Annotated in this window: 22 protein-coding genes and 1 tRNA gene; 11 read left to right on the top strand and 12 right to left on the bottom strand. The window is 55.5% G+C overall.

Annotated elements, in window-relative coordinates; translation table 11 throughout:
- From QGH09_10990 to QGH09_10965, 6 genes are all read right to left on the bottom strand, one after another.
- A partial coding sequence (locus tag QGH09_10990) for an aconitase family protein (protein ID HJO18705.1) occupies positions 1-526 on the bottom strand: 526 nt, incomplete at its 3' end.
- A 31-nt stretch (positions 527-557) separates the two neighbouring features.
- A complete protein-coding gene (gene lpxB, locus QGH09_10985) occupies positions 558-1700 on the bottom strand; it encodes a lipid-A-disaccharide synthase (GenBank protein HJO18704.1) in 1143 nt (380 codons plus the stop codon).
- Positions 1701-1780: 80 nt separating this feature from the next.
- Positions 1781-3274 carry a pitrilysin family protein gene (locus QGH09_10980; protein HJO18703.1) on the bottom strand — a complete coding sequence of 498 codons (1494 nt, stop codon included), beginning with the start codon at positions 3272-3274 and terminating at the stop codon, positions 1781-1783.
- A 5-nt stretch (positions 3275-3279) separates the two neighbouring features.
- Positions 3280-4629 (bottom strand): pitrilysin family protein, encoded by a 1350-nt coding sequence (locus tag QGH09_10975; protein HJO18702.1) that lies wholly within the window; start codon positions 4627-4629, stop codon positions 3280-3282.
- Between the two features lie 59 nt (positions 4630-4688).
- A complete protein-coding gene (locus tag QGH09_10970; GenBank protein ID HJO18701.1) occupies positions 4689-5507 on the bottom strand; it encodes a hypothetical protein in 819 nt (272 codons plus the stop codon).
- Positions 5508-5570: 63 nt separating this feature from the next.
- Positions 5571-6278 carry a hypothetical protein gene (locus QGH09_10965; GenBank protein HJO18700.1) on the bottom strand — a complete coding sequence of 236 codons (708 nt, stop codon included), beginning with the start codon at positions 6276-6278 and terminating at the stop codon, positions 5571-5573.
- 124 nt (positions 6279-6402) lie between these two features.
- On the opposite strand from QGH09_10965, the gene QGH09_10960 reads away from it, so the two are divergent.
- The 3 genes from QGH09_10960 (at position 6403) to gatA (ending at position 9303) form a co-directional block, all read left to right on the top strand.
- Entirely contained in the window at positions 6403-7299 is an 897-nt protein-coding gene (locus QGH09_10960; GenBank protein HJO18699.1) for a deoxyribonuclease IV, read from the top strand.
- Between the two features lie 241 nt (positions 7300-7540).
- Positions 7541-7840, top strand: coding sequence for an Asp-tRNA(Asn)/Glu-tRNA(Gln) amidotransferase subunit GatC (gene gatC, locus QGH09_10955; GenBank protein ID HJO18698.1), 300 nt, complete (start codon positions 7541-7543; stop codon positions 7838-7840).
- On the top strand, positions 7837-9303 hold the full coding sequence (gatA, locus tag QGH09_10950) for an Asp-tRNA(Asn)/Glu-tRNA(Gln) amidotransferase subunit GatA (GenBank protein ID HJO18697.1): 1467 nt from the start codon (positions 7837-7839) through the stop codon (positions 9301-9303). The genes gatC and gatA overlap by 4 nt, the downstream gene beginning before the upstream one ends.
- A gap of 51 nt (positions 9304-9354) precedes the next feature.
- Here gatA and QGH09_10945 read toward each other — a convergent pair whose 3' ends face one another.
- The 3 genes from QGH09_10945 to QGH09_10935 are packed head-to-tail and all read right to left on the bottom strand — an operon-like array spanning position 9355 to position 10123.
- On the bottom strand, positions 9355-9603 hold the full coding sequence (locus QGH09_10945) for a hypothetical protein (GenBank protein HJO18696.1): 249 nt from the start codon (positions 9601-9603) through the stop codon (positions 9355-9357).
- 14 nt (positions 9604-9617) lie between these two features.
- Positions 9618-9896 (bottom strand): DNA-directed RNA polymerase subunit omega, encoded by a 279-nt coding sequence (locus QGH09_10940; protein HJO18695.1) that lies wholly within the window; start codon positions 9894-9896, stop codon positions 9618-9620.
- Positions 9893-10123 carry a hypothetical protein gene (locus tag QGH09_10935; GenBank protein ID HJO18694.1) on the bottom strand — a complete coding sequence of 77 codons (231 nt, stop codon included), beginning with the start codon at positions 10121-10123 and terminating at the stop codon, positions 9893-9895. The genes QGH09_10940 and QGH09_10935 overlap by 4 nt, the downstream gene beginning before the upstream one ends.
- Positions 10124-10176: 53 nt before the next feature.
- On the opposite strand from QGH09_10935, the gene QGH09_10930 reads away from it, so the two are divergent.
- Genes QGH09_10930 through QGH09_10905 form a run of 6 tightly spaced genes read left to right on the top strand, consistent with a single transcriptional unit; the run spans position 10177 to position 15398 of the window.
- Positions 10177-10992, top strand: a complete 816-nt coding sequence (locus tag QGH09_10930) for a TIGR00282 family metallophosphoesterase (protein HJO18693.1) — start codon at positions 10177-10179, stop codon at positions 10990-10992.
- A 1-nt stretch (position 10993) separates the two neighbouring features.
- The gene (gene xseA, locus QGH09_10925) at positions 10994-12457 is read left to right on the top strand and encodes an exodeoxyribonuclease VII large subunit (GenBank protein HJO18692.1); all 1464 of its coding nucleotides are present in this window, start codon (positions 10994-10996) and stop codon (positions 12455-12457) included.
- Between the two features lie 11 nt (positions 12458-12468).
- Positions 12469-12732 carry an exodeoxyribonuclease VII small subunit gene (gene xseB / locus QGH09_10920; GenBank protein ID HJO18691.1) on the top strand — a complete coding sequence of 88 codons (264 nt, stop codon included), beginning with the start codon at positions 12469-12471 and terminating at the stop codon, positions 12730-12732.
- On the top strand, positions 12729-13679 hold the full coding sequence (locus tag QGH09_10915) for a farnesyl diphosphate synthase (GenBank protein HJO18690.1): 951 nt from the start codon (positions 12729-12731) through the stop codon (positions 13677-13679). The genes xseB and QGH09_10915 overlap by 4 nt, the downstream gene beginning before the upstream one ends.
- A 49-nt stretch (positions 13680-13728) precedes the next feature.
- A complete protein-coding gene (locus QGH09_10910; GenBank protein HJO18689.1) occupies positions 13729-14496 on the top strand; it encodes a TlyA family RNA methyltransferase in 768 nt (255 codons plus the stop codon).
- Positions 14493-15398, top strand: coding sequence for an NAD(+)/NADH kinase (locus QGH09_10905; GenBank protein ID HJO18688.1), 906 nt, complete (start codon positions 14493-14495; stop codon positions 15396-15398). The genes QGH09_10910 and QGH09_10905 overlap by 4 nt, the downstream gene beginning before the upstream one ends.
- 44 nt (positions 15399-15442) lie before the next feature.
- Here the strand turns inward: QGH09_10905 and mltG are convergent, their stop codons facing one another.
- Positions 15443-16477 carry an endolytic transglycosylase MltG gene (mltG, locus tag QGH09_10900; protein HJO18687.1) on the bottom strand — a complete coding sequence of 345 codons (1035 nt, stop codon included), beginning with the start codon at positions 16475-16477 and terminating at the stop codon, positions 15443-15445.
- A gap of 4 nt (positions 16478-16481) precedes the next feature.
- Positions 16482-16940, bottom strand: coding sequence for a Holliday junction resolvase RuvX (gene ruvX / locus QGH09_10895; GenBank protein ID HJO18686.1), 459 nt, complete (start codon positions 16938-16940; stop codon positions 16482-16484).
- A 112-nt stretch (positions 16941-17052) separates the two neighbouring features.
- Between ruvX and QGH09_10890 the strand changes: the two genes are divergently transcribed.
- A complete protein-coding gene (locus tag QGH09_10890) occupies positions 17053-18219 on the top strand; it encodes a S41 family peptidase (protein ID HJO18685.1) in 1167 nt (388 codons plus the stop codon).
- Between the two features lie 14 nt (positions 18220-18233).
- On the opposite strand, the gene QGH09_10885 is transcribed toward QGH09_10890, so the two are convergent.
- Positions 18234-19598, bottom strand: coding sequence for a hypothetical protein (locus QGH09_10885; GenBank protein ID HJO18684.1), 1365 nt, complete (start codon positions 19596-19598; stop codon positions 18234-18236).
- Positions 19599-19806: 208 nt separating this feature from the next.
- On the opposite strand from QGH09_10885, the gene QGH09_10880 reads away from it, so the two are divergent.
- Positions 19807-19883: transfer RNA gene (locus QGH09_10880), tRNA-Val, on the top strand.
- The last annotated feature ends 62 nt before the right edge of the window (positions 19884-19945 follow it).

Raw genomic sequence — 19945 nt, 5'->3', positions numbered from 1 at the left:
TTTCTGGCGGCACGACTTGGAAGTTTCCGAACGCGTTCTGTCCCCATCGGAGGAATGCATATCGCTCACGGTTGCGCTGATATTCAAGCTCAGCATTCAATAACAATGCATCGGGTCGTCCAAAATAGTCGACTTGGACGGAGTGATCGATCACAAGCTCAACCGGCTGTAGTGGATTAACACATCTTGGGTCACCGCCAAGCTTGGCTACTCCGTCACGGATCGCGGCAAGATCGACGACTGCCGGTACCCCCGTGAAGTCCTGCAGTAGCACCCGTGCCGGACTGAACGCAATGTCCTCTACTACTCCACCGGCTGGGTCCCATTGTGCGAGGGCAGCAATATCGTCTCCAGTCACCGCTCTACCGTCCTCGTGCCGCAAAAGATTCTCCAAGAGAATCTTGAGTGAATATGGCAGATGGGACACAGAGGGAAATCCCGCTTGCTCGAGCTTGGCTAGACTGCAATAACGACTGGACTGGCCACTTATGGTCAAGTCAGCGAACGTTTCAAATGAGTTCTTCACGCTGGCCTCGTCCTCCTTCCCACCATTACTATCATCTCGACCCCGACGCTACCTTTAACACCGCTTGTGCAGCACGGTGGCTCGCACCCGAACCACCAAGGCGCTCCCGCACAATTTGCAGCGATGCCTTCGTTTGATTCATCCGATCGTGATCGGTGAGGTAGCCAACAATTTCTTCAGCGACCGCGCTGGCTGTGCAGCGCTCCTGAATCAACTCGGGCACAATCGGTCCGCCAGCAATCAGATTTACCATGCCGTAATTATCCACCTGTACGAATCGTCGACCGATTGCATAAGTCAGTGGCGATACGCGGTAAACAATGACCATCGGCCGACCGTGAATCGCCGCCTGAACCGTAGCGGTGCCTGAAGCGGTTGCAACTACGTCAGCGGCCGACAGGGCATCGTCAGTCCGTGCTTCAATGACCGCAGGACACCAGGGTTCACGCCGACCCATCAACGAACTGAACAACGAGTCTTCGAGATTGGGTGCTCGAGCAAGAATAAACTGCACTTCCGGTACGCGTGTCGCAGTTATTCTGGCCGCCTCGAACAAGATTGGTAACAGGCGCCTCACCTCATTAGGCCGACTACCGGGAAGTAAAGTAACGGTTGGTGCCCTTGGTGCAAGACCCAACTCGAGAAGTAACGTTGTTCTCGCTGTTCTTGATTCCGCCAAGTCGACGAGTGGGTGGCCAACGAACTCGACGGGAATACCAGCATTTCGATAGACCTCTTCCTCGAATGGAAAAATGACAAGCATGCGATCCACAAGTTGCTTGAGCGTCCGTAGCCGTCCACGACGCCAAGCCCAAACCTGGGGACTCACATAGTAAACGACCGGTATCCCAAGCCGACGAGCGGCCGCCGCCAACCTGAAATTAAAGTCCGGGAAATCGACCGTCACTAGAACATCCGGTCGGTTCTTCTTCATGGTGTCGACCAGCCGTCGATACATCACTAGTGATCGCGGGAGGACAGCCAGAGCCTCGCTCAAGCCCGTTACGCTTAGGCCACGATAGTGACCAATAAGACGGGCGCCAGCTGCTGCCATCTGATCGCCACCAAGACCAAAGACCTGCACTCGGGAATCGAGCTTGACGAGCTCTGACGTCAGCGCACCGGCATAGATATCGCCTGACACTTCACCACACGAAATCAGCATCTTGGTCATGAGAGGGTCACCGTGGGACACCGCTTGGCATCATACGGACACTAAAGTAGGCGCGATAAGCCGCAAGGATGAGCGTCGACTTATCTTGATAAACTCGAACCACTGCGGGTCAACCCGGTCGATGACAGGTCAAGGTCGGTCACCGGTACCCGCTCGATGTCTGTAAATCCGGCGATGGCTAGGTCATCAATGAACTCAGACGCATCGCCGACAAGCACGATGGACAGCCGATCCGGCGTCAGAAATTTTCGAGACACGCGTTGGATGTCATTCACCGTTACAGCCCCGACGCGTTCCCGGTAGGTCGCCAATTCACCAAGGTCTAAACCATAAAACACTACATTTAAAACTCGCAATGCGATGGCGTCGGGTGTTTCGAGTTCCAACGGGAAACTGCCAGACATGTAAGCCTGAACCCCAGACAGTTCACGCACACCGATCCGCTCCTGCCGCAACCGCCGGAACTCCTCGATCATTAAGCCGAGCGCCTCAACCGTCGTCTCAGTTCGCGTAGCGGTCTGAGCCTCGACATCACCGATAAACTGCAGGGTATGCATGGACGCTTCTGCGCCATAAGTCAGTCCACGGTCACTCCGCAGCACGCGGTGCAGTCGGTTACTTCCCTCCCCACCGAGCACCCGAATCGCCATCTCAAGAGGCAAGTAATCAGGATGCTTCCGTGCTACTCCTACGTGACCCAGGCGAATCTCAGTCTGTACCGCTCCAGGTTTATCCACCACGATGAGCCGCCGCGTCGCTGGCGGCGGCTCGCTCAGCCGAAGAGGCTCGATTGGCCTCAGGGGCCAGTCCCCGAAGATGCGCTCAGTCGTATTGAAAGCGGTATCTGCGGTGAGGTCGCCGACGATTGCCAGAATGCTGTTGTTCGGCGCGAAGTAAGTCTCGTGAAACGCATGGAGATCGTCCGAGGTAATCGTCGGAAGTGACTCGAGCGTTCCCGACTGTGGTCGACCGTACGGATGGAATCCGTAAACAAGACGATCGAACACAATACTGGCCAGATAGTCGGGATCCTCTAAACCCACCTGCAGCCCGGATACAATTTGTCGCCGTTGTCGCTCAATTTCCTCAACAGCGAATGCCGGGTGCCGGATAAGGTCACTCACGATTTCCATCACCAAATCGAAGCTGTCGTTCATGACAACTGCGTTCACGAAAGTGAGGTCGCTACCTGCACCCACACCTATTGACCCACCGATTGTATCGATGGTTTCGGCAATATCCTGCGCCGTTCGACTGGTTGTACCCTGGTCGAGCAACGCTCCGAGGAGACTCGCTAAACCCGACTTACCAGCCGGCTCATGCGCCGTACCGGCGCCCACGAGAAGCCGGACGCTCACAACAGGTTGTTCGTGATGCAGTACGACCACAACGCGCATGCCATTGTCGAGCGTGCGCACCTCATACGGGGGAAACTGGACTTCTGTCTGCGCCAACGGCGCCGGAGGGGATTCCACCGGCCACTCGGTGGGAGTCTGTGCAATGACCGTGACCGGAAGCAAGAGACACGCGGCGCCCGTAGCAAGCCTGTTTACCGCTCGTGCGCCCCGACTCACCGTTATCAATGGACGCCCCCAGGGAAGACCTCCCGAGGCATGATCGTGAGGATCAGGCGATTGTCGTCAGTAAAATAGGTCTGTGCAACGCGTTGCACGTCCTCAGCTGTAATGTTCATAAAGATGTCGAATTCGCCATCAGCCGTGGTGATATCGTCATGAATGACCGCGGCATGCGCAAGATGCATCGCCTTTTGCTGATTCGACGTCCGTCCGAGAATGTAGTCACGAGCGAACTGGTTCTTAACACGTTCTAACTCTCGCGGTGAAACCAACTCCGTTTTGAGTAAGTCAAGCTCCTCCCGAAGCGCCCGCTCCGCTGCGGCCGAAGGACGATCGGGTTGAACCAACGCAACGGCATAAAATAGGCTCGGGTCCTCGACAATTTCACCCTGGCCGAACGCCGCCAAGGCGAGTTGGTCATCATAGACAAGCCTCCGATAGATCCGCGAACTCTGGCCATCCGAGAGAATCTTCGACGCGAAGTGAAGCGGATAGGAATCAGGATGGCCATCGAACGGAATCTTATGCACCACCACAACGGCAGCTAGCGGCCACGATTCCTCAAGTACCACTCGGCGCTCGTGCTCCCACGGCGGCTCCTGGGGGATGTCACGCGGAACGGCTTGTTTAGCAGCTGGCACCCGCCCAAAATACTGCGTCACTAGATCAAGCGCTGCCGAAGATTGGAAATCACCCACAACTACAAGGGTGGCATTACTCGGCACGTAGTAAGTCTCATAAAAGCTTCGCACATCCCCTATCGATGCCGCCTCGAGATCCGCCATGCTTCCAATGGTTGAATGTTTATACGGATGCACGGAATAAGCCTGGTCGTAAATAATTTCCGATAACCGGCCAAACGGTTGGTTATCCACACGCATCCGTCGTTCTTCTTTAACGATTTGACGTTCGGAGACCAATGCTTCTTCATCCACTTTGAGGCTCGCCATTCGGTCGGCCTCCATCCACAACACAAGCGGCAGGTAGTGTGCAGGTACCGTTTCCCAAAAAACCGTAGCGTCTTCGGTGGTGTAGGCGTTGCTCCGTCCGCCAACACTAGAGACCATCGACGTGTGCTGCTCAGCTTCGACATTCTTCGAACCGTTAAACATAAGGTGTTCAAATAGGTGGGCAAAACCGGTTAGCCCAGGCTGTTCGTTCTTTGAGCCGACGTGATACCAAAGTTCCACGTGAACAATCGGAGTCGAATGGTCCTCAGAAAGCACGACAGTCAACCCGTTGGGCAAAGTCGTTATCTCATACTGCAACTTTGGTGGGCGCGTGGCCGCCGTCAAGACACCGACACCGATGATCGCAACAACAGCGACGCATGTAGACAACCGTCTCTTCATCACTATTGGTTCGATTATCGCACAGTCATACCCTGGATTCCGTTCGCAGGTGCAAGAACTTAGTCCCGACTAAGAAGGCGAAAGCCGGCCATGCCCCACGTTCGGGGCAGTCGATCGAGCGGGGCAGCATCGACGCGCTTCTCAAGGGCAACAAATAGTTCGAGTGCGACAGCATCGCGGTCAAAACGTAAACCTCCCTCAATCGACCCTCCGCTAATCCCACTACGACCAGCGACACTTGTGTCGGTGCGCATGTGTACAGCATCCGCAGAAGCGATCAGAGAGAGACGCTCCTTGAGCCGATATCGGAGGCGCGCATGGCCACCAAATTCACCTGTATAGTCAACAAACGAACGTTTAGTTGTTCCATACGCGCGGGCTCCTAGATCAAGATGTACTTTGTCAATATCGACGCGGTGCCACACCTGCATGCCCACCATGTTCCAATCGATCGGAAAACGCTTACGTCGATCGCTAAGATGACGTGAAATGTGGTGGAACGTACCACCAATCTCGGTTGACCCAAGACGATAGGTGATCGTGCCGTCGAGAATGTAGTTTCCTTGGTTTACGTCGAAGCGCCGAAACTGTTCTCCAAGAATCGCTTCGAAGTTCGCGAGGAAAATGAATCGTCCAACCCCAAAATCAACTACATCGATATCCCCACCGTAGTCAGCATCCCAATTGAATCGTTCATCATCGTCAAGAAGAGCAACGGCGTTCAAATGAAAGCGGTAGCCGGTGAAAACACGGACGCCCGCATCATCAGAAGGGTCGCCATTCTGAGCGGAAAGCGGTGAAGCACAGCAGAGACTTACGAGGCACAACACGCGCATCACCATCCAAGGAATGGATGGCTTATCAACTGGCGTGGACATGAATACAAAACGTGAAGAGACTGAGCCGAGACGCCGGCAGTATAGCACGCGTGCTCTTGTCGCTTATCGGGTAGAGCGCAGGACCCTCCGTTCAATAAACCACGGAAGCCCTTCAAGACCAAGTGCCAGTGATACCTCGTGTATGCGCTGGTTACGACTCATGGGATCGAGGTCCAAGATGTTGCGCAGGCGGGTAAGCGGTGCCGATGCAACGCCCTGCCATCGCACTTTGGAGCGCCCTCGCCGCGCGCCACGAAGTGAGAAATAGTGACCGAAGCAGCGGACAGCAAAGTAATAGGCAACCAGGTTAGGCCCAGGAATAAAAAAAAGAAGCGGGCCCGTTACCGCCCATCCGATGGCATCCAAAACCAGCCAGAACAGATGACGATCGCCGTCGCGTTTTAGGAGCCGCCGCATTACGTCGTGGGCCCTATCAGACCCGAGGTCATCAGGGTGTAATAATCGTGACGTCGCTCGCTGACGAAGCTGCCACAATAATCGCTGCTCTGCGACAAAAACGGCCATCCAGCGAAACAAACGTCGGCGAAGCCACCTAGCGCCTCTGTATAACCACGACGCCGATGAGGGGCCGGGCTGTGCCCGGCCGCTAGCAATCTCAAGTTCCGCCTCCTTAACGTGAGCACGCAACTCTTCGAACCATCGACGCAGAAAGCCGCGAGGCCGCTCATCCTCCTGCTCTGCCTCGACCTCATTCGCTTCGTAGTAAAGCGCGTATCGTCCGTTACTGGTAGGCACCAAATACACGGACATTAGCTCCGGATTCTTGGGCGGAACGGTCAGGCGGCACCTCCGTGGTCGCCACCATACTGGGTGACACTGTTGATCATACGTATGGCCCTCATTCTTGATGGTATATTAGCTTCCTCGAACGACCATGCCCCGTCTCGGTGCCCATATGTCGATCGCAGGTGGCCTGCCTCGTGCCGTAGAGCGGGCACAGGCTGCTAACTGCAACACTTTGCAGATCTTTACCAAGTCCGCAAGTCAATGGCGTGCGCGGCCACTGCCTGCAGACGAGGTTACCGCGTTTCGAGCGACCGCTCACGACCTCGACATTACCCCAATCGTCGCGCATGCGAGTTATCTCATCAACCTTGCGGCTCCTAACCCTGCGCTACGACAACGCTCAATCAACGCTCTCACAGACGAATTAGATCGTGGAGATGCACTCGGCCTATTGGGAGTTGTACTGCATCCTGGCTCATACACAACCGGCACGGAAGAAAGCGGTCTCCATCTCGTCGCCGAGGCCATCGACGAAGTCTTTGCAGATCGGGAAAAAGGAACGCTGCTCCTTTTGGAACACACCGCTGGGCAGGGTACGAACCTTGGGCACCGATTCGAACACCTAGCGACAATCATCAACGGAACGTCCGCCAAGAAACGTCTCGGCGTCTGTCTCGACACCTGTCATCTTCTTGCAGCCGGCTACAACATTGCCACGGCAGACGGCTACTCACGAACCTTCGAAGACTTCGAAACGTACGTCGGACTGGATAGGTTGCAGTTGCTTCACCTGAACGACTCAAAACATCCTTGCGGTAGCCGTCGGGACCGCCACGAACACATCGGCGAGGGCTGGGTCGGGCTAGAGGCATTCGGGAGACTACTGAAAGATCCACAACTGGCTCACCTGCCGATGGTACTGGAAACACCAAAAGAACAACGACAGCCCGGTAAACCCACAGAAGTGGACCCGGCTGACTTGAAGAACTTGAACACCCTGCGTCAATTTATCGACGCCACCGACAGTAAGGAGAAGAAGTCTTGATACTGGGAACTATCTTGGATCTGTACTCGTTGGTTATCGTGGGCGCGGTCATCGTGTCGTGGACGAAACTGCCACCAAATCACCCAGTGGTTCAACTGGTAAGCGCGCTGACCGAACCCGTGCTCAGGCCAATCCGCCGCGTGCTTCCATCTATGGGCGGCCTAGACCTGTCTCCGATGGCCCTCTTAATCGGCCTACAGTTTCTCCGACAACTGTTCATATTGTAGGTGGAGTGAACTCCATGTCCTCACGTCTAACCAAGAGCGACGTCGAAAGAATCGCGAGCCTCGCCCATTTGGAACTATCCGAAGCGGAGAAAGAAACATTTGCCCGACAATTGGCGGACATATTGACCTACGCTGAGACCCTGCAGGCGATCGATACGACAAACGCGTCGCCTACCACGCACGTGCTCTCTCGACATGAAGCATTCCGTAATGACGAAGTCCAAGAGTCCCTGTCTCGAGATGAAGCCCTCGCCAATGCACCTGACGGCACGTCCGACGAAGGCTTCTTTAAGGTTCCGAAGGTCATCGAATGACAGCAACGGCTCAAACCTTGGTCGAGATACGTGATGCGATCGCCGCGGGTGAGATAACGTCAACGAATATCTGTTCAGAATATCTTGAGCGGATCGCCGCGGTAGACGGTTCGCTGAACGCGTTCAATAACGTAACGCATGAGCAGGCACTCGAACGTGCTGCAGCCGTTGACCGGTCAAGAACAGCGGGTGACCCACGCCCGCTTCTCGGCGTACCCATCGCTATAAAGGACAACCTCTGCACACGTGGTGTGCCAACGACCGCTTCCTCACGCATTCTCGAAAATTTCGTCCCGCCCTACGATGCGACGGCAGTCTCTCGGCTTGAAGCGGCCGGGGCAATCGTGCTCGGTAAAACGAACTGCGACGAATTCGGCATGGGTTCCTCTAATGAGAATTCAGCTTTTGGTCCTGTGAAGAACCCGTGGAACCTTACCCGGAGCCCAGGTGGGTCAAGTGGCGGGTCGGCCGCCGCCGTCTCAGCTCGGTTAGTACCTGGTGCCCTCGGGTCGGATACTGGTGGGTCAATCCGGCAACCAGCGGCACTTTGCGGCGTGGTCGGGCTCAAGCCGACCTACGGGCGGGTCTCGCGGTACGGGCTACTCGCTTTCGCCTCATCTCTAGACCAGGTTGGCCCTCTCACACTCACCGTGCGTGACGCAGCACTTTTACTTGAGGTAATCGCCGGTCCCGACCCCCGCGATGCGACGACGGCGCCTCAACAGGTCCCTCACTACACTGAGAACCTCGATGCAGATTTGCGAGGCGTACGACTGGGTGTACCATCCGCACTGCTCGACTCCGGCATCGACCCCGAAGTCAGCCAGGCCTTCAGCGCCGCGGTGGAGGTGTTCCAATCAACCGGAGCGACGGTCTCAGACATCACGCTTCCTCACGCGCAGTATGCGATTCCGGTCTATTACCTTCTCGCCACAGCCGAGGCCAGCTCAAATCTTGCCCGTTACGATGGTGTCCGCTATACCCACCGTGCTGAGCTTGACCCAACATCTACGACTCTGCGGGCAATGTACGATCAAACGCGTAGCGAAGGATTTGGCGAAGAAGTGAAACGTCGGATCATGCTCGGCACCTACGCACTCAGTGCCGGTTATTACGATGCTTACTACCTAAAAGCTCAACAGGTGCGGACTCTGATCCTTCGCGATTACGAGCAAGCGTTCGATAGTGTTGACGCTGTAATCATGCCAACGAGTCCAGTCCCAGCGTTCACGCTTGGGGAGAAAATCAAGGATCCGTTACAAATGTACCTGCTCGACATATTCACGGTAAGTGCCAATCTCGCGGGGCTTCCAGCAATCAGCGTTCCAGCTGGCTTTACGCAAGAACGGTTACCAGTCGGCGTTCAACTCGTGGGCCGAGCATTCGATGAAGGTGGGCTCCTCAAAATCGCCAGAGCCTATGAACGAAACAACGGATGGTGGAAAGAAACACCGAGCATCTGAGAAGACAACGGTTGATAAGAGAAAACCCTGATGACGTAACCGAGCGGAGCCTCAGTCCTTACGGTCCGCTTGCTCCAAAAGTTCAGGGGTTTTTAACTGGTCGGCGGGACCACGCGGGGCATCTGGTGGAAGATACTTGAAGGTGCCATCCAAGTCAGCGAGGTTCCTGATAACCAAGGTCTTCCGACTACCCTGCCGCAATTTTGGAAAACCTAGCACAACGCAAAACCCAATGAAGAGTGCAAGTAAGAACCCAGTCGTGGCGCCAAGACCCTGCAGGGCCCCAATAACCAGATCCATAACCTCGGGAGAATTCACTTCGTGGCCTTTTCTTCAACGGCCTGGTCAGGCAGTTCGAAAACGATTCTCCCCTCCTTGACTTCCTGCATCGCCACCCGCTCCAACCTGACGTCTGTATCAACCCGCGCACCCGTTTCGGGATCCGGCCGAAGGTGCGCTAAACGCGGAAGCGCACCACGACGAAGCTGCTTGGCGCGTTTAGCTGATACATCGACATAGAGAAAACGGCTCTGAATTTCTGGCATCTTCCGTGGTTCGGGGGTAACGGCCTCAACGACGGACTCTTCAGTCACTGGAACCTCAGGTGTCTCATCCATAACCCAACAGGGTATCCGAAATCGCGCAGTAGCGCCATCCATTCCCGAAACTGACGGGGCCCCAGTCGGCATTCTGTGGCGTTCACAATTTCTCCATCAAACACCTCGGCTTCTCGACCAAATTCAGCATCGCCCGCCCAATGCCGACAACCTTCATCCTGACTGATAACGTATTTGTTTACTTTTGGATAAAGTTGACACATCAGACAACAGTCTCCCGGTTGCACCGAAGCTATAATGGGTTAGGCAATTCTTCATGAGGCTGCTCTTTATCGGGGACATCGTGGGTAAACCTGGGCGTGAGATCGTCAAGCGCGGCCTACGTGCGATCGTCGCTCAGCATGAAATCGACCTAGTTATAGCCAACGTGGAGAATGCGGCTGGCGGTTTCGGCATCACACGGGAAATCGGTGAATCGCTGGTCGCTCTCGGCGTGGACGTAATGACCTCAGGCAACCACATCTGGGACAAAAAGGAAGTCTTCGACTATATAGAAATTGAACCCAGGCTGATCCGACCGGCCAACTACCCTGCCGGGACCCCTGGCGGCGGACTCTGCACAGTTACAACGGCGGCCGGAGAACCCGTGGCCGTGATCAACATTATGGGCCGGATCTTCATGCAGCCAATTGACAATCCTTTTAGCGTGGTCCTGGACCAAATTCGTTTAGCACATGACCACGCCCGAGTCGTTCTAGTGGACTTCCACGCAGAGGCAACCTCAGAGAAAATTGCGATGGGCTGGTACCTCGACAGCAAGGTAACAGTTGTGGTGGGAACCCACACGCACGTACAAACTGCCGATGCCAGGCTACTGCCGGGTGGAACAGCCTGCATTACGGATGTTGGAATGACCGGACCCCACAACTCAGTCATCGGGGTGGAAAAGAGCGCCGTAATCTCCCGATTTATTAATGGCCTGCCCAATCGGTTCGAAACAGCCTCTGGTGACCCAAGACTGCATGCAGTTGTCGTGACAGCAGATTCCACAACGGGACGAGCCATTAACATTACGAGACTTAGCCTGAACCTCCAGGATGTTGAATCTCTCACTGCACAACCGGTAGCGTGAAATGGCAGATCTTGTTGACCTTCCGTTCGACGATCCCGCCCATGCAACTAGTGACCCGCAATTGAGTAAGGCACCGCTCTCAACAGCCAAACCAACAACGCGCCGTATTTTCACGGTCACCGAACTAACCTCTGAAGTTCGGGAATTACTCGAAACCACCTACGGCGAGATCTGGATCGATGGCGAGCTGTCAAACTACAGGCGTTGGCGTACTGGGCATGTCTATTTCACGCTAAAGGACGCTGAGGCACAGCTAAAGGGAGTGATGTTTCGGTCGGCAGTGAGACACCTCCGTTTTACACCTGATGATGGCATGCGCGTGATTGTGCGGGGTCGCCTGAGTGTCTACGAACCCAAGGGCGAATACCAAATCGTCTGCGAGCATATGGAACCGCACGGTATCGGCGCGCTTCAATTAGCTTTTGAGCAGCTGAAACGTCGTCTTGAGTTGGAGGGGTTATTCGAGCCGTCAAGTAAACGACCGCTGCCGACATTGCCCCGAAAAATCGGCATCGTTACATCCATGGATGGTGCTGCGCTACGCGACATCATCCACATACTGGGTCGGCGCTACCCTAACGTGCACCTAGTCATCCGCCCGGTGCGCGTTCAAGGCGAAGGTGCGGGTAACGACATCGCCCAAGCGCTGAACCAGATTGCCAAACTTAGTGGCGTTGACGTCATTATCGTCGGCCGGGGCGGAGGGTCCATAGAAGATCTGTGGGCCTTCAATGAAGAGGTGGTTGCGCGTGCCATTGTTGCGTCGACTATTCCTATCATTTCCGCAGTAGGCCACGAAACCGATTTCACCATTGCCGATTTTGCTGCTGATCTCAGAGCACCTACCCCGTCTGCTGCAGCTGAACTGGTAGTAACCAGAAAGGATGAATTTCGCGCGCAAATTGACCGGATGCAGGAGCGGTTACGCAACGGTGCGTCGATGAGAATTCATTCCAAGCAAGCGCGGGTTCGCTCCCTTGAGCAGCGACCAGGCTTGGCAGCGTGGCCTACCCGCCTTGCGTTGACGGGTCGTCGGGCCGTCGATCTCTCGTATGGCCTCTCGCGTACAACGCGCAGATTTGTTGGACGCGTTCAACGGCGCTATCACGAACTCCGCTTGCGTCTCGAAGGCCGTGACCTCCGGCGGACCGTGGGTGCAATTACCACGCGGCTCACCCTCTCAAAGGGGCGACTTGCTCGTGAAATAACGCGCCACCTCTCCGAGCGACGGGAGTCTCTTGTGGCACTTGCCGGCCGACTTGAAAACTTGAGCCCCCTAGGAGTCTTGGGTCGGGGCTACGCTGTTTGCTGGAACGGTGACCGCACCGGAATCGTGTCGGACGCCAGCTTAGTTGAAAAGGGTGACGCAGTGCATGTCACTCTTCATCGCGGTGAATTGGGTTGTAAGGTAATCACCATGAAACGACCATCCACATCTACCGAGATACGAACTTCAAAAGAATGAACGGGTAAATTATGAGTAGCAAGACCAAGATTAAGGATTTCGAATCGGCCATTAGCGAGCTGGAAACGATTGTAAGCACATTGGAAGAGGGCGACCTGTCGCTCGACAAGTCTCTTGAGCTATTCGAGCGTGGCGTTCAACTCTCTCGGTTTTGTCATCAACGGCTTGAGGAAGCCGAAAAAAAAATCGAGGTGCTGAACGAGCAAGGCGAGTTAAGCGATGCGACTGATTCGCTGAATACTCCTGATTCAGACGCGGACGAGCCTGCCCAGTGACTCCACTTTCAGACCTCACCGAATATTTTTCCGCCTGCAAGGCTGATGTAGACGAGGCACTGGAAACCTTACTGCCCTCAGCTCCAGGATGTCCATCCACCATCGCTAAGGCGATGCGCTATAGCGTCACAGCAGGTGGCAAGCGCTTTCGTCCGGTCCTAACGCTCGCAGCAGCAGATGCGATTGACTCAACTTCTGCTATGGGGTCCTCTCGGGCACTGGCATTGCCGTTTGCTTGCGCTATCGAGTTGATACATACCTATTCACTAGTGCACGACGACCTACCGGCCATGGATAACGACACATTACGTCGTGGCCGACCGACGGCGCACGTCATTTTTGGTGATGGTCTGGCCATCCTGTCTGGCGACGGCCTTTTGACCGAAGCGTTTACCATAATGGCAAAGACGGGAAGCCGCGAGGACGCGGAAGCTATGGGACGGCGCCTTCGAGCCATTGGGGCCGTCGCCGAAGCTGCTGGTGCCGCTGGCATGGTGGGCGGACAAGCAATTGACCTTGAGGCTAGCGGTCTCAACAAACAGCTAGCCAGTGGTCCAACCACGCAACTTGATGCTGCTGCACTTCTGGATATGCACGAGCGGAAAACAGGAGCACTCATCAAAGCAGCGGCCGTCTCCGGAGCGATTATCGCAGGGGGAAGTGATGCGGCGGTGAACGCGATTCGCATTTACGCACAGAATTTGGGTCTGGCGTTCCAGATTGTCGACGACATCCTTGACGTTGAGGGCGCAGCACTTGACCTTGGCAAGACGGCCGGGAAAGATGCAGCAGCCGGAAAGCCAACCTACCCATCGCTCTATGGTGTGGAGGCATCTCGAAATCACGCCGCTGAAGCAGCGAACCGCGCACGAGATGCATTGCGAGAGACGGGCCTCGAAAGCCGGCTCACGCAGATAGTCGATTGGGTGGTTTCTCGAACCCGCTAATGTACGGGCCCATCACGCTGGCCATGGCATCAACTGAAACGGTCGTCACATGACCGCTGCACAACAGAAGCGTCGTCTGGATACACTTCTCGTCGACCGCGGCCTCGCTACCTCTCGCACACGAGCACGCTCTATGATTCTGGCCGGGCAGGTCCGCCTAGACAACGGCGTCGCGGCCAAAGCCGGCACAATGCTTTCAACCGACGCCGACATTACATTAATCAAACCAGATCATCCGTATGTCAGCCGGGGTGGGATTAAACTCGCTCACGCGATCGCCCAGCTAGGCGTATCAGCGAGCAACCGTGATGCGCTTGATATTGGCGCCTCAACCGGTGGTTTTACGGACGTTCTCCTCCGTGCAGGAGCACGGCGGGTCGTAGCCCTCGACGTTGGCCGCGGACAGCTCGCCTGGTCGCTTCGTCAGGACCCACGGGTCACTGTTCTCGACCGCGTCAACGCTCGGTCACTCGAGGCTGTGCCTTGGCCGCCGGGTCTCACAGACTTCGATCTCGTGACGGTCGATGTCGCATTTATTTCGCTCACATTAATTGTCCCAGCGCTACCTCCGCGTTTACGCCCGGGTGGCAACATCCTCCTACTGGTCAAACCACAATTCGAAGCTAACCGTTCGGAGATCGGCAAAGGAGGTCTCGTCAAGAACCCAGTAGTGCACTTACGTGCCGTCAAGCGGGTCAGCACTACGGTGGATCGGGTAGGATTGAAGGTGGTGGGTACAATTGAATCACCGATTACTGGCACTGAGGGCAATCGCGAGTTCTTCCTTCACTTGCGCCATCATGAGGACACGGCATGACTGCCGTTCACCATCACACAAGGGCAATTAAGCGCGTCGGGGTCGTTGCTAAATCTGGGCTACAGGAAGCTGCCGGCACTCTGGTCGAGTTAAGCGAGTGGCTTAACGCCAGAAGCTTGACGGGTGTCTTCGAAACCGAGACTGCGACGTTGTCTAGTCTGACTAATCAGGTAACTACCTGTAGCCGGGATGAGATGCCAGCTGCAGTTGACATGATTCTCGTCCTAGGTGGGGACGGAACCCTGCTCGCCATGGGTGATCGTATTGCGCAACATGGCGTGGATGTCCCGCTACTCGGTGTGAACTTTGGTAGCCTCGGCTTCCTCACTGAGATCACACTTGCGGAGTTGTTCCCGGCACTTGAAAACGCGATCAATGGATCAGTGAGTCTCGATCAAAGGCGGATGCTAAGGGCCGTGGTACGCCGGGACGAGCAGGTCATCGCCGACCGCGTCGCCCTGAACGACGTGACACTCACGAGGAACGCTACGTCACCAATCATCGACCTGTCGGTATCGGTCGGCTCACAGTTCGTCGCTGAGTTCAAGGCCGACGGTTTAATCGTGGCTAGCCCAACGGGGTCGACAGCCTACAACCTGGCAGCAGGTGGACCGATCGTGCATCCAGTCGTAGAAGCGCTTGTGATTACACCTATCGCGCCACACACCCTTACGAACCGTCCAATTATCGTCCCGGCTAGCTCAGACATCCGTATTCAGCCGATCTCGAACTGTGACGATAATCAGATCATCGTTTCGTTTGACGGTCAGTCCGGCGTACCTTTGGCGTGTGACGACATCGTAAGTGTGTCGTCATCAGAACAGCCACTACAACTGTTCAGAGCGACATCACGAAGCTATTTCGCTGTGCTTCGCGAAAAACTTAAATGGGCCGAACGTTGACGGTTACGCTCCAGGGACTCTCCACTAGACTAACGACATTGAGTTTACCGCTCACGGAAAAATTGAATCTGGTATTCACGGACGTTGCGGTTGTGTTCACGTAGTGAAGACGCAAAGACATGCGAACCATCGTTCCTACTAACGAAATACAGGTAGCCCACGTCTGCCGGCTTCACGGCCGCTTCAAGTGACGCAAGGCCTGGGGCGGCAATCGGTCCAGGAGGTAAACCAGAATAGAGATACGTGTTGTAGGGGGAATCATAGGTGAGATTCTCTCGCGTGAGATTGCCTTCGTACAAACCAGCGCGCTCAAGCGCATAGATCACGGTTGGGTCACATCGGAGCGCAATGCCGATCTTCAGCCGGTTCAGGTAGACAGCACTGACTACGGGGCGCTCCTCGGCTAGGGCGGTTTCACGCTCGATTAGAGACGCCAACGTTACTACCTCCCGCATGCTGAGACCTGCCTCGCCCGGCTGTTGTAATAGTGGCTCACCGAACGCCTGCCTGAAACGGACGACCATTCTCTCAACTAGTTGATCGGCCGTAATTGTGCGCGGCAACAAGTAAGTGTCGGGAAACAGGTATCCTTCAAGGTCAGAAGCCTCTGGGTCGAGCGCGGCAATCAATTCGACACGTTGACTCGCTGCGAGAAATTCCTCAGCAGTTCCAAAGTCGCTCCTCCCAAAGATCGACGCCATCGCCGGAACGGTTAGCCCCTCCGGAAACATGAGAGGTCGGAGATGCACATCACCGCGTTCGATTTTGCTCACGACTTGAGACACCGACAGTGGCTGGTCAAATCGGTACTCACCCGCTTTCAGCCCCCGACCCAAGTTCGTCTTCCACAAGGCGTATCGGAATGCCCATTCGTCTTGGACCACACCAGACTCAACCAACTGGCCGCCAATGGCTAAGGCACCAGAACCTGGCATAATCTGGACGAATACCTCAGCAGTTGGAAATCCACGATAAGGAGCTTCCCAACGGGCTACCAGCCGCATAGTAGCCACTCCGGCAACAGCGACTCCCAACACTAAAACCACTAGACCGCCGAGTGCTATTCGGTGAAGAGTCATGCCCTCAGTCACAAGAATTCACTTGGTCGAGGTGGTCCTGCAATATAACCGCGGCGGCGGCGGCATCAATGGACTTCTTGCGGAGGCGCCAATCGCGCTCACGCAAAGCTAGACGGGCCTCAGCTTCCCGACTACTCAGGCGCTCATCTTGAAAGGTCAGTGGTAAATCGATTTCGCTTCGTAACCGATCGGCGAACGCACGGACCCGGGCCGTCTGCTCACTTGCACTGCCATCAAGATGCCTCGGCAACCCGATCACGACACCACCGAGCCCATCCGGATCAGTCTGTAAATCACGAATTTCATCCACCAATACCCTTATAAGATTGTCGAGGGAACTGGTTCGGGTGATCGTCCGCAGAGGGCGCGCCAATGTGCCTGACGCGTCACTGACCGCGAGACCCACGCGTTTATTGCCGAAGTCGAGCCCGAGCAGTCTCACCCTTCTAGCGTAGCTGCGCATTGCCACGCTGTCCACTGACCTCTCGATACAGGGATTACAGGCCAAAGTCCAATGGCCATTACAAAAGGCGGATCGACGATAACCTGATTGATCCGCTAAAATGAGTTTTACGATGAGTCGTCGCACACGTCTTCTGGCGTTATGGTTGTCAGCACCAATACTGGCGTTCGTGGTCCTGGGTGGGTATGTCAGCCGCACCTCTGCACAGGAAGATAGGTATCGCCCACTACGGATTTTCGAAGACGTCGTGTCGTTGATCCTCAACAGCTACGTTGAAGAAGTCGATATTGACCGCGTTATGACTGGTGCTATGCGAGGACTTGCCGAGGGTCTCGACGCCGAAAGCACCTTTTTGACGCAGGATGACGTTGCGGCACTCGAGAGTGATACCCCTTTGCCCAAGGGGCAAACGGGCATCACACTCACCCGCCAGTATTACCTCAGAGTGCTGTCGGCGAGGGACGAGTCGACGGCGGCGGTCGCCGGTCTCCGCCCAGGTGATTACATCCGGGCCATTGACGGTGAGTCCACCCGTAATATGTCAATTTTTGAGGGGAACCGTCTCTTGCGAGGCTCGGTTGGCTCAACCGTGACTCTGACTGTGATTCGAGGTAACGCCGCGGAACCCCAAGAGATTGTGCTTGAGAGAACTCCGGTCAGCTCGTCAATCGTCAGAAGCCGGCTTGCGGCGGCTGACATCGGCTATCTCCGTCTCATCGCGTTCGATAGGGGGATTGCCGAAGATATCGTCTCAGAAGTTGACTCGCTTACAGGGGCCGGTGCACGTCAACTCATCATTGATCTCCGTGGCACAGCGGATGGAAACTTCAATCACGGGCTAGAAGCTGCGCGTCTGTTTGTCGGCTCGGGAACCTTGGCAATCCGCCAGCGTCGAGGAGAACCCCAAGATCTCACGGTTGCCCAAGTTGGGGACGGCAGCATCGGGTTGCCCACGGTGATCCTCATTGGAGCCGGAACATCGGGTGCGGCTGAGTTGTTCGCGTCGGCTCTCACTACCAACGGCAGGGCTGAGCTCATCGGTGGACGCACCCTTGGCAGGGTCGCCGAGCAACGTCTCATCAAATTAGTCGACGGCACTGGACTATGGCTGTACTCGGCCAAGTATCTGACCGGCACGGGTGAGCCCCTACATCAACAAGGCCTGGAACCATCAGTGGCTGTTGCCGAGCCCTCCTTCGTTCTTGGCGCCGTTCCACCGGATGTCGACCCAGTTCTCGAAAAAGCGCTAGAACAGCTCGCGGACGACCGTGCTACATAAGGACCGGCGGGGAGTTAGAACATTCGAATGAACCCGCCACTCGCCCCGTCGAACCTAGAATTTACAACATTGTTATAGATAGACCCGAACGCGTAGGTAAAGCCGATCCGGATGCGATACTCGTGGTCGGTCGCTAGTTCTCGCCGGCGGAGAAGAATCCGTTCATCCGTCGTTCCACCCCGCTTCAGGAAGATTTGGTCGCGCACACGTGACAGGGTACCAAAGACGTTAATAAAGAACCCGCGGAACAATCGATACTCTACGTTACCGAAGAGCACCTGACGCGACTGGCTCATTTCGTCCAGAAACTGGGAGAACTCATAGCTCACACCTGCGTCACCCCACGGCTGGTTAGTATCCAGTGAGAAACGTAAACCGTGATTGACACGAGCTTCCTCAAGCTTGTCGAAGATTGTCAATTCGGTGTAGTCAAAATTGTTGTAGCCAACCGAATACGTTGCTGTCAGCTCACGTCGCGTTGATTCGGAGTATGGAAAGAAGTTGAACTGAAACGCCGGGGCGACCCGCCACGTCAGGTCCTGATTGCGAAAGGTCGTCGTCACCGCTGACCCGCCAAACCCGACCCCCATATGCTCACCGACCGTCTTAATGAACCGCGTTGTGAAAGCGTTGTTCCGGCTGACGTCCGTCAACTCACGTCCGTCGCTCAAAGTGAACGCATCTTCTTCATAATCCACGTTTATCCCAAGGTTGATCTTCCATCCATCAGTCGTCCGGTTTGCCGAAAGTGACCCGCCGAACTCTTTCGCTGTCTCGAGGTCCTCGCCTTCAAGTTGGGTATTGAAACGAGCTCGGAATACCCAGAAATTCCACGGGTCATCCTCAGGTTGTGCACTGAGCTCCTGCGTCGCATCGGACAAGTCTCGGTGCGAAATCATAATTCGATCAGCGAGTGGTGTTCGGGCTGCATAGCGCATCAAGCCCATCTGAAATATCTGCGAGAACCCTCTGCGCTCGGAATCATCAGTATCGTCTTGTGTCGTAAAGAACATCAACTGGTCGTCATGTCCCAAAAACTCTTCTAAACCGAAGAAATCCAGCGTGAAGGCCTGCCCGCCGGCAGCAGTTCTCTCACGTGTGACGAGAACATGTACCTGAGCATCGCGCCGATCGCGCACGTAATTGACGAAGGTGATTTCCTGCCTAAGATAATCAAGGTCGCAACTACGACGATCGCAGTCAAGATAGACACGTAACGCCTCTACCCCTGACTCCGTGGCAGCGGGCTGAGACTGACCCGCTTGTGCACTGGCACCTAAGCCGACCCAGAATGCAGTTAAGACGCTGGCCAGGCGCCCACACCGGCGGCGGAGTCTCGGTACAGGATAAGCCTTGGGACCAGACAAGTCGGAAGTCATGTTACGAAAGGACTCAACAGAAAATACCTACGGCGAACGACCAGCTAACCGCATGATGTCACTAAAGCGATATGTTTGAGAAAGTCTTTTTTCTTCCCGCCCAACACGTAACCGTGGAAGAGCCGCGAAAGTCAACGTGTTTCGTTGACTCCCCAGAAACCACGTTGCTATACTTGCCGTTTCTGTAAGGCCCGTGTTTTCAAGGCATAGGCGCGTAGCTCAGTTGGTTAGAGCGCCTGCTTGACATGCAGGAGGTCGGCGGTTCGAGTCCGCCCGTGCCTACCAGAATCTGAAACGGTTGCTGAGGACCTCCAACCGGGACACCGAGACACGGTTCGATGCCCTGT

The organism is Vicinamibacterales bacterium (assembly GCA_036012125.1).
Taxonomy (GTDB): domain Bacteria; phylum Acidobacteriota; class Vicinamibacteria; order Vicinamibacterales; family UBA823; genus UBA11600.
This window is presented reverse-complemented; position numbering and strand designations above follow the sequence as displayed.

What these genes read in the sequence shown, in the direction of transcription:
- xseA (HJO18692.1), top strand. Translation starts at nt 10,994, where the DNA reads ATGGCAGATCTTGTTGACCTTCCGTTCGACGATCCCGCCCATGCAACT.
- QGH09_10975 (HJO18702.1), bottom strand. Translation starts at nt 4,629, where the DNA reads ATGAAGAGACGGTTGTCTACATGCGTCGCTGTTGTTGCGATCATCGGT.
- QGH09_10905 (HJO18688.1), top strand. Translation starts at nt 14,493, where the DNA reads ATGACTGCCGTTCACCATCACACAAGGGCAATTAAGCGCGTCGGGGTC.
- QGH09_10965 (HJO18700.1), bottom strand. Translation starts at nt 6,278, where the DNA reads ATGTCCGTGTATTTGGTGCCTACCAGTAACGGACGATACGCGCTTTAC.
- QGH09_10935 (HJO18694.1), bottom strand. Translation starts at nt 10,123, where the DNA reads ATGTGTCAACTTTATCCAAAAGTAAACAAATACGTTATCAGTCAGGAT.
- gatC (HJO18698.1), top strand. Translation starts at nt 7,541, where the DNA reads ATGTCCTCACGTCTAACCAAGAGCGACGTCGAAAGAATCGCGAGCCTC.
- mltG (HJO18687.1), bottom strand. Translation starts at nt 16,477, where the DNA reads ATGACTCTTCACCGAATAGCACTCGGCGGTCTAGTGGTTTTAGTGTTG.
- QGH09_10945 (HJO18696.1), bottom strand. Translation starts at nt 9,603, where the DNA reads ATGGATCTGGTTATTGGGGCCCTGCAGGGTCTTGGCGCCACGACTGGG.
- QGH09_10885 (HJO18684.1), bottom strand. Translation starts at nt 19,598, where the DNA reads ATGACTTCCGACTTGTCTGGTCCCAAGGCTTATCCTGTACCGAGACTC.
- gatA (HJO18697.1), top strand. Translation starts at nt 7,837, where the DNA reads ATGACAGCAACGGCTCAAACCTTGGTCGAGATACGTGATGCGATCGCC.
- QGH09_10890 (HJO18685.1), top strand. Translation starts at nt 17,053, where the DNA reads ATGAGTCGTCGCACACGTCTTCTGGCGTTATGGTTGTCAGCACCAATA.
- QGH09_10910 (HJO18689.1), top strand. Translation starts at nt 13,729, where the DNA reads ATGACCGCTGCACAACAGAAGCGTCGTCTGGATACACTTCTCGTCGAC.
- QGH09_10960 (HJO18699.1), top strand. Translation starts at nt 6,403, where the DNA reads ATGCCCCGTCTCGGTGCCCATATGTCGATCGCAGGTGGCCTGCCTCGT.
- lpxB (HJO18704.1), bottom strand. Translation starts at nt 1,700, where the DNA reads ATGACCAAGATGCTGATTTCGTGTGGTGAAGTGTCAGGCGATATCTAT.
- QGH09_10930 (HJO18693.1), top strand. Translation starts at nt 10,177, where the DNA reads ATGAGGCTGCTCTTTATCGGGGACATCGTGGGTAAACCTGGGCGTGAG.
- ruvX (HJO18686.1), bottom strand. Translation starts at nt 16,940, where the DNA reads ATGCGCAGCTACGCTAGAAGGGTGAGACTGCTCGGGCTCGACTTCGGC.
- QGH09_10970 (HJO18701.1), bottom strand. Translation starts at nt 5,507, where the DNA reads ATGTCCACGCCAGTTGATAAGCCATCCATTCCTTGGATGGTGATGCGC.
- xseB (HJO18691.1), top strand. Translation starts at nt 12,469, where the DNA reads ATGAGTAGCAAGACCAAGATTAAGGATTTCGAATCGGCCATTAGCGAG.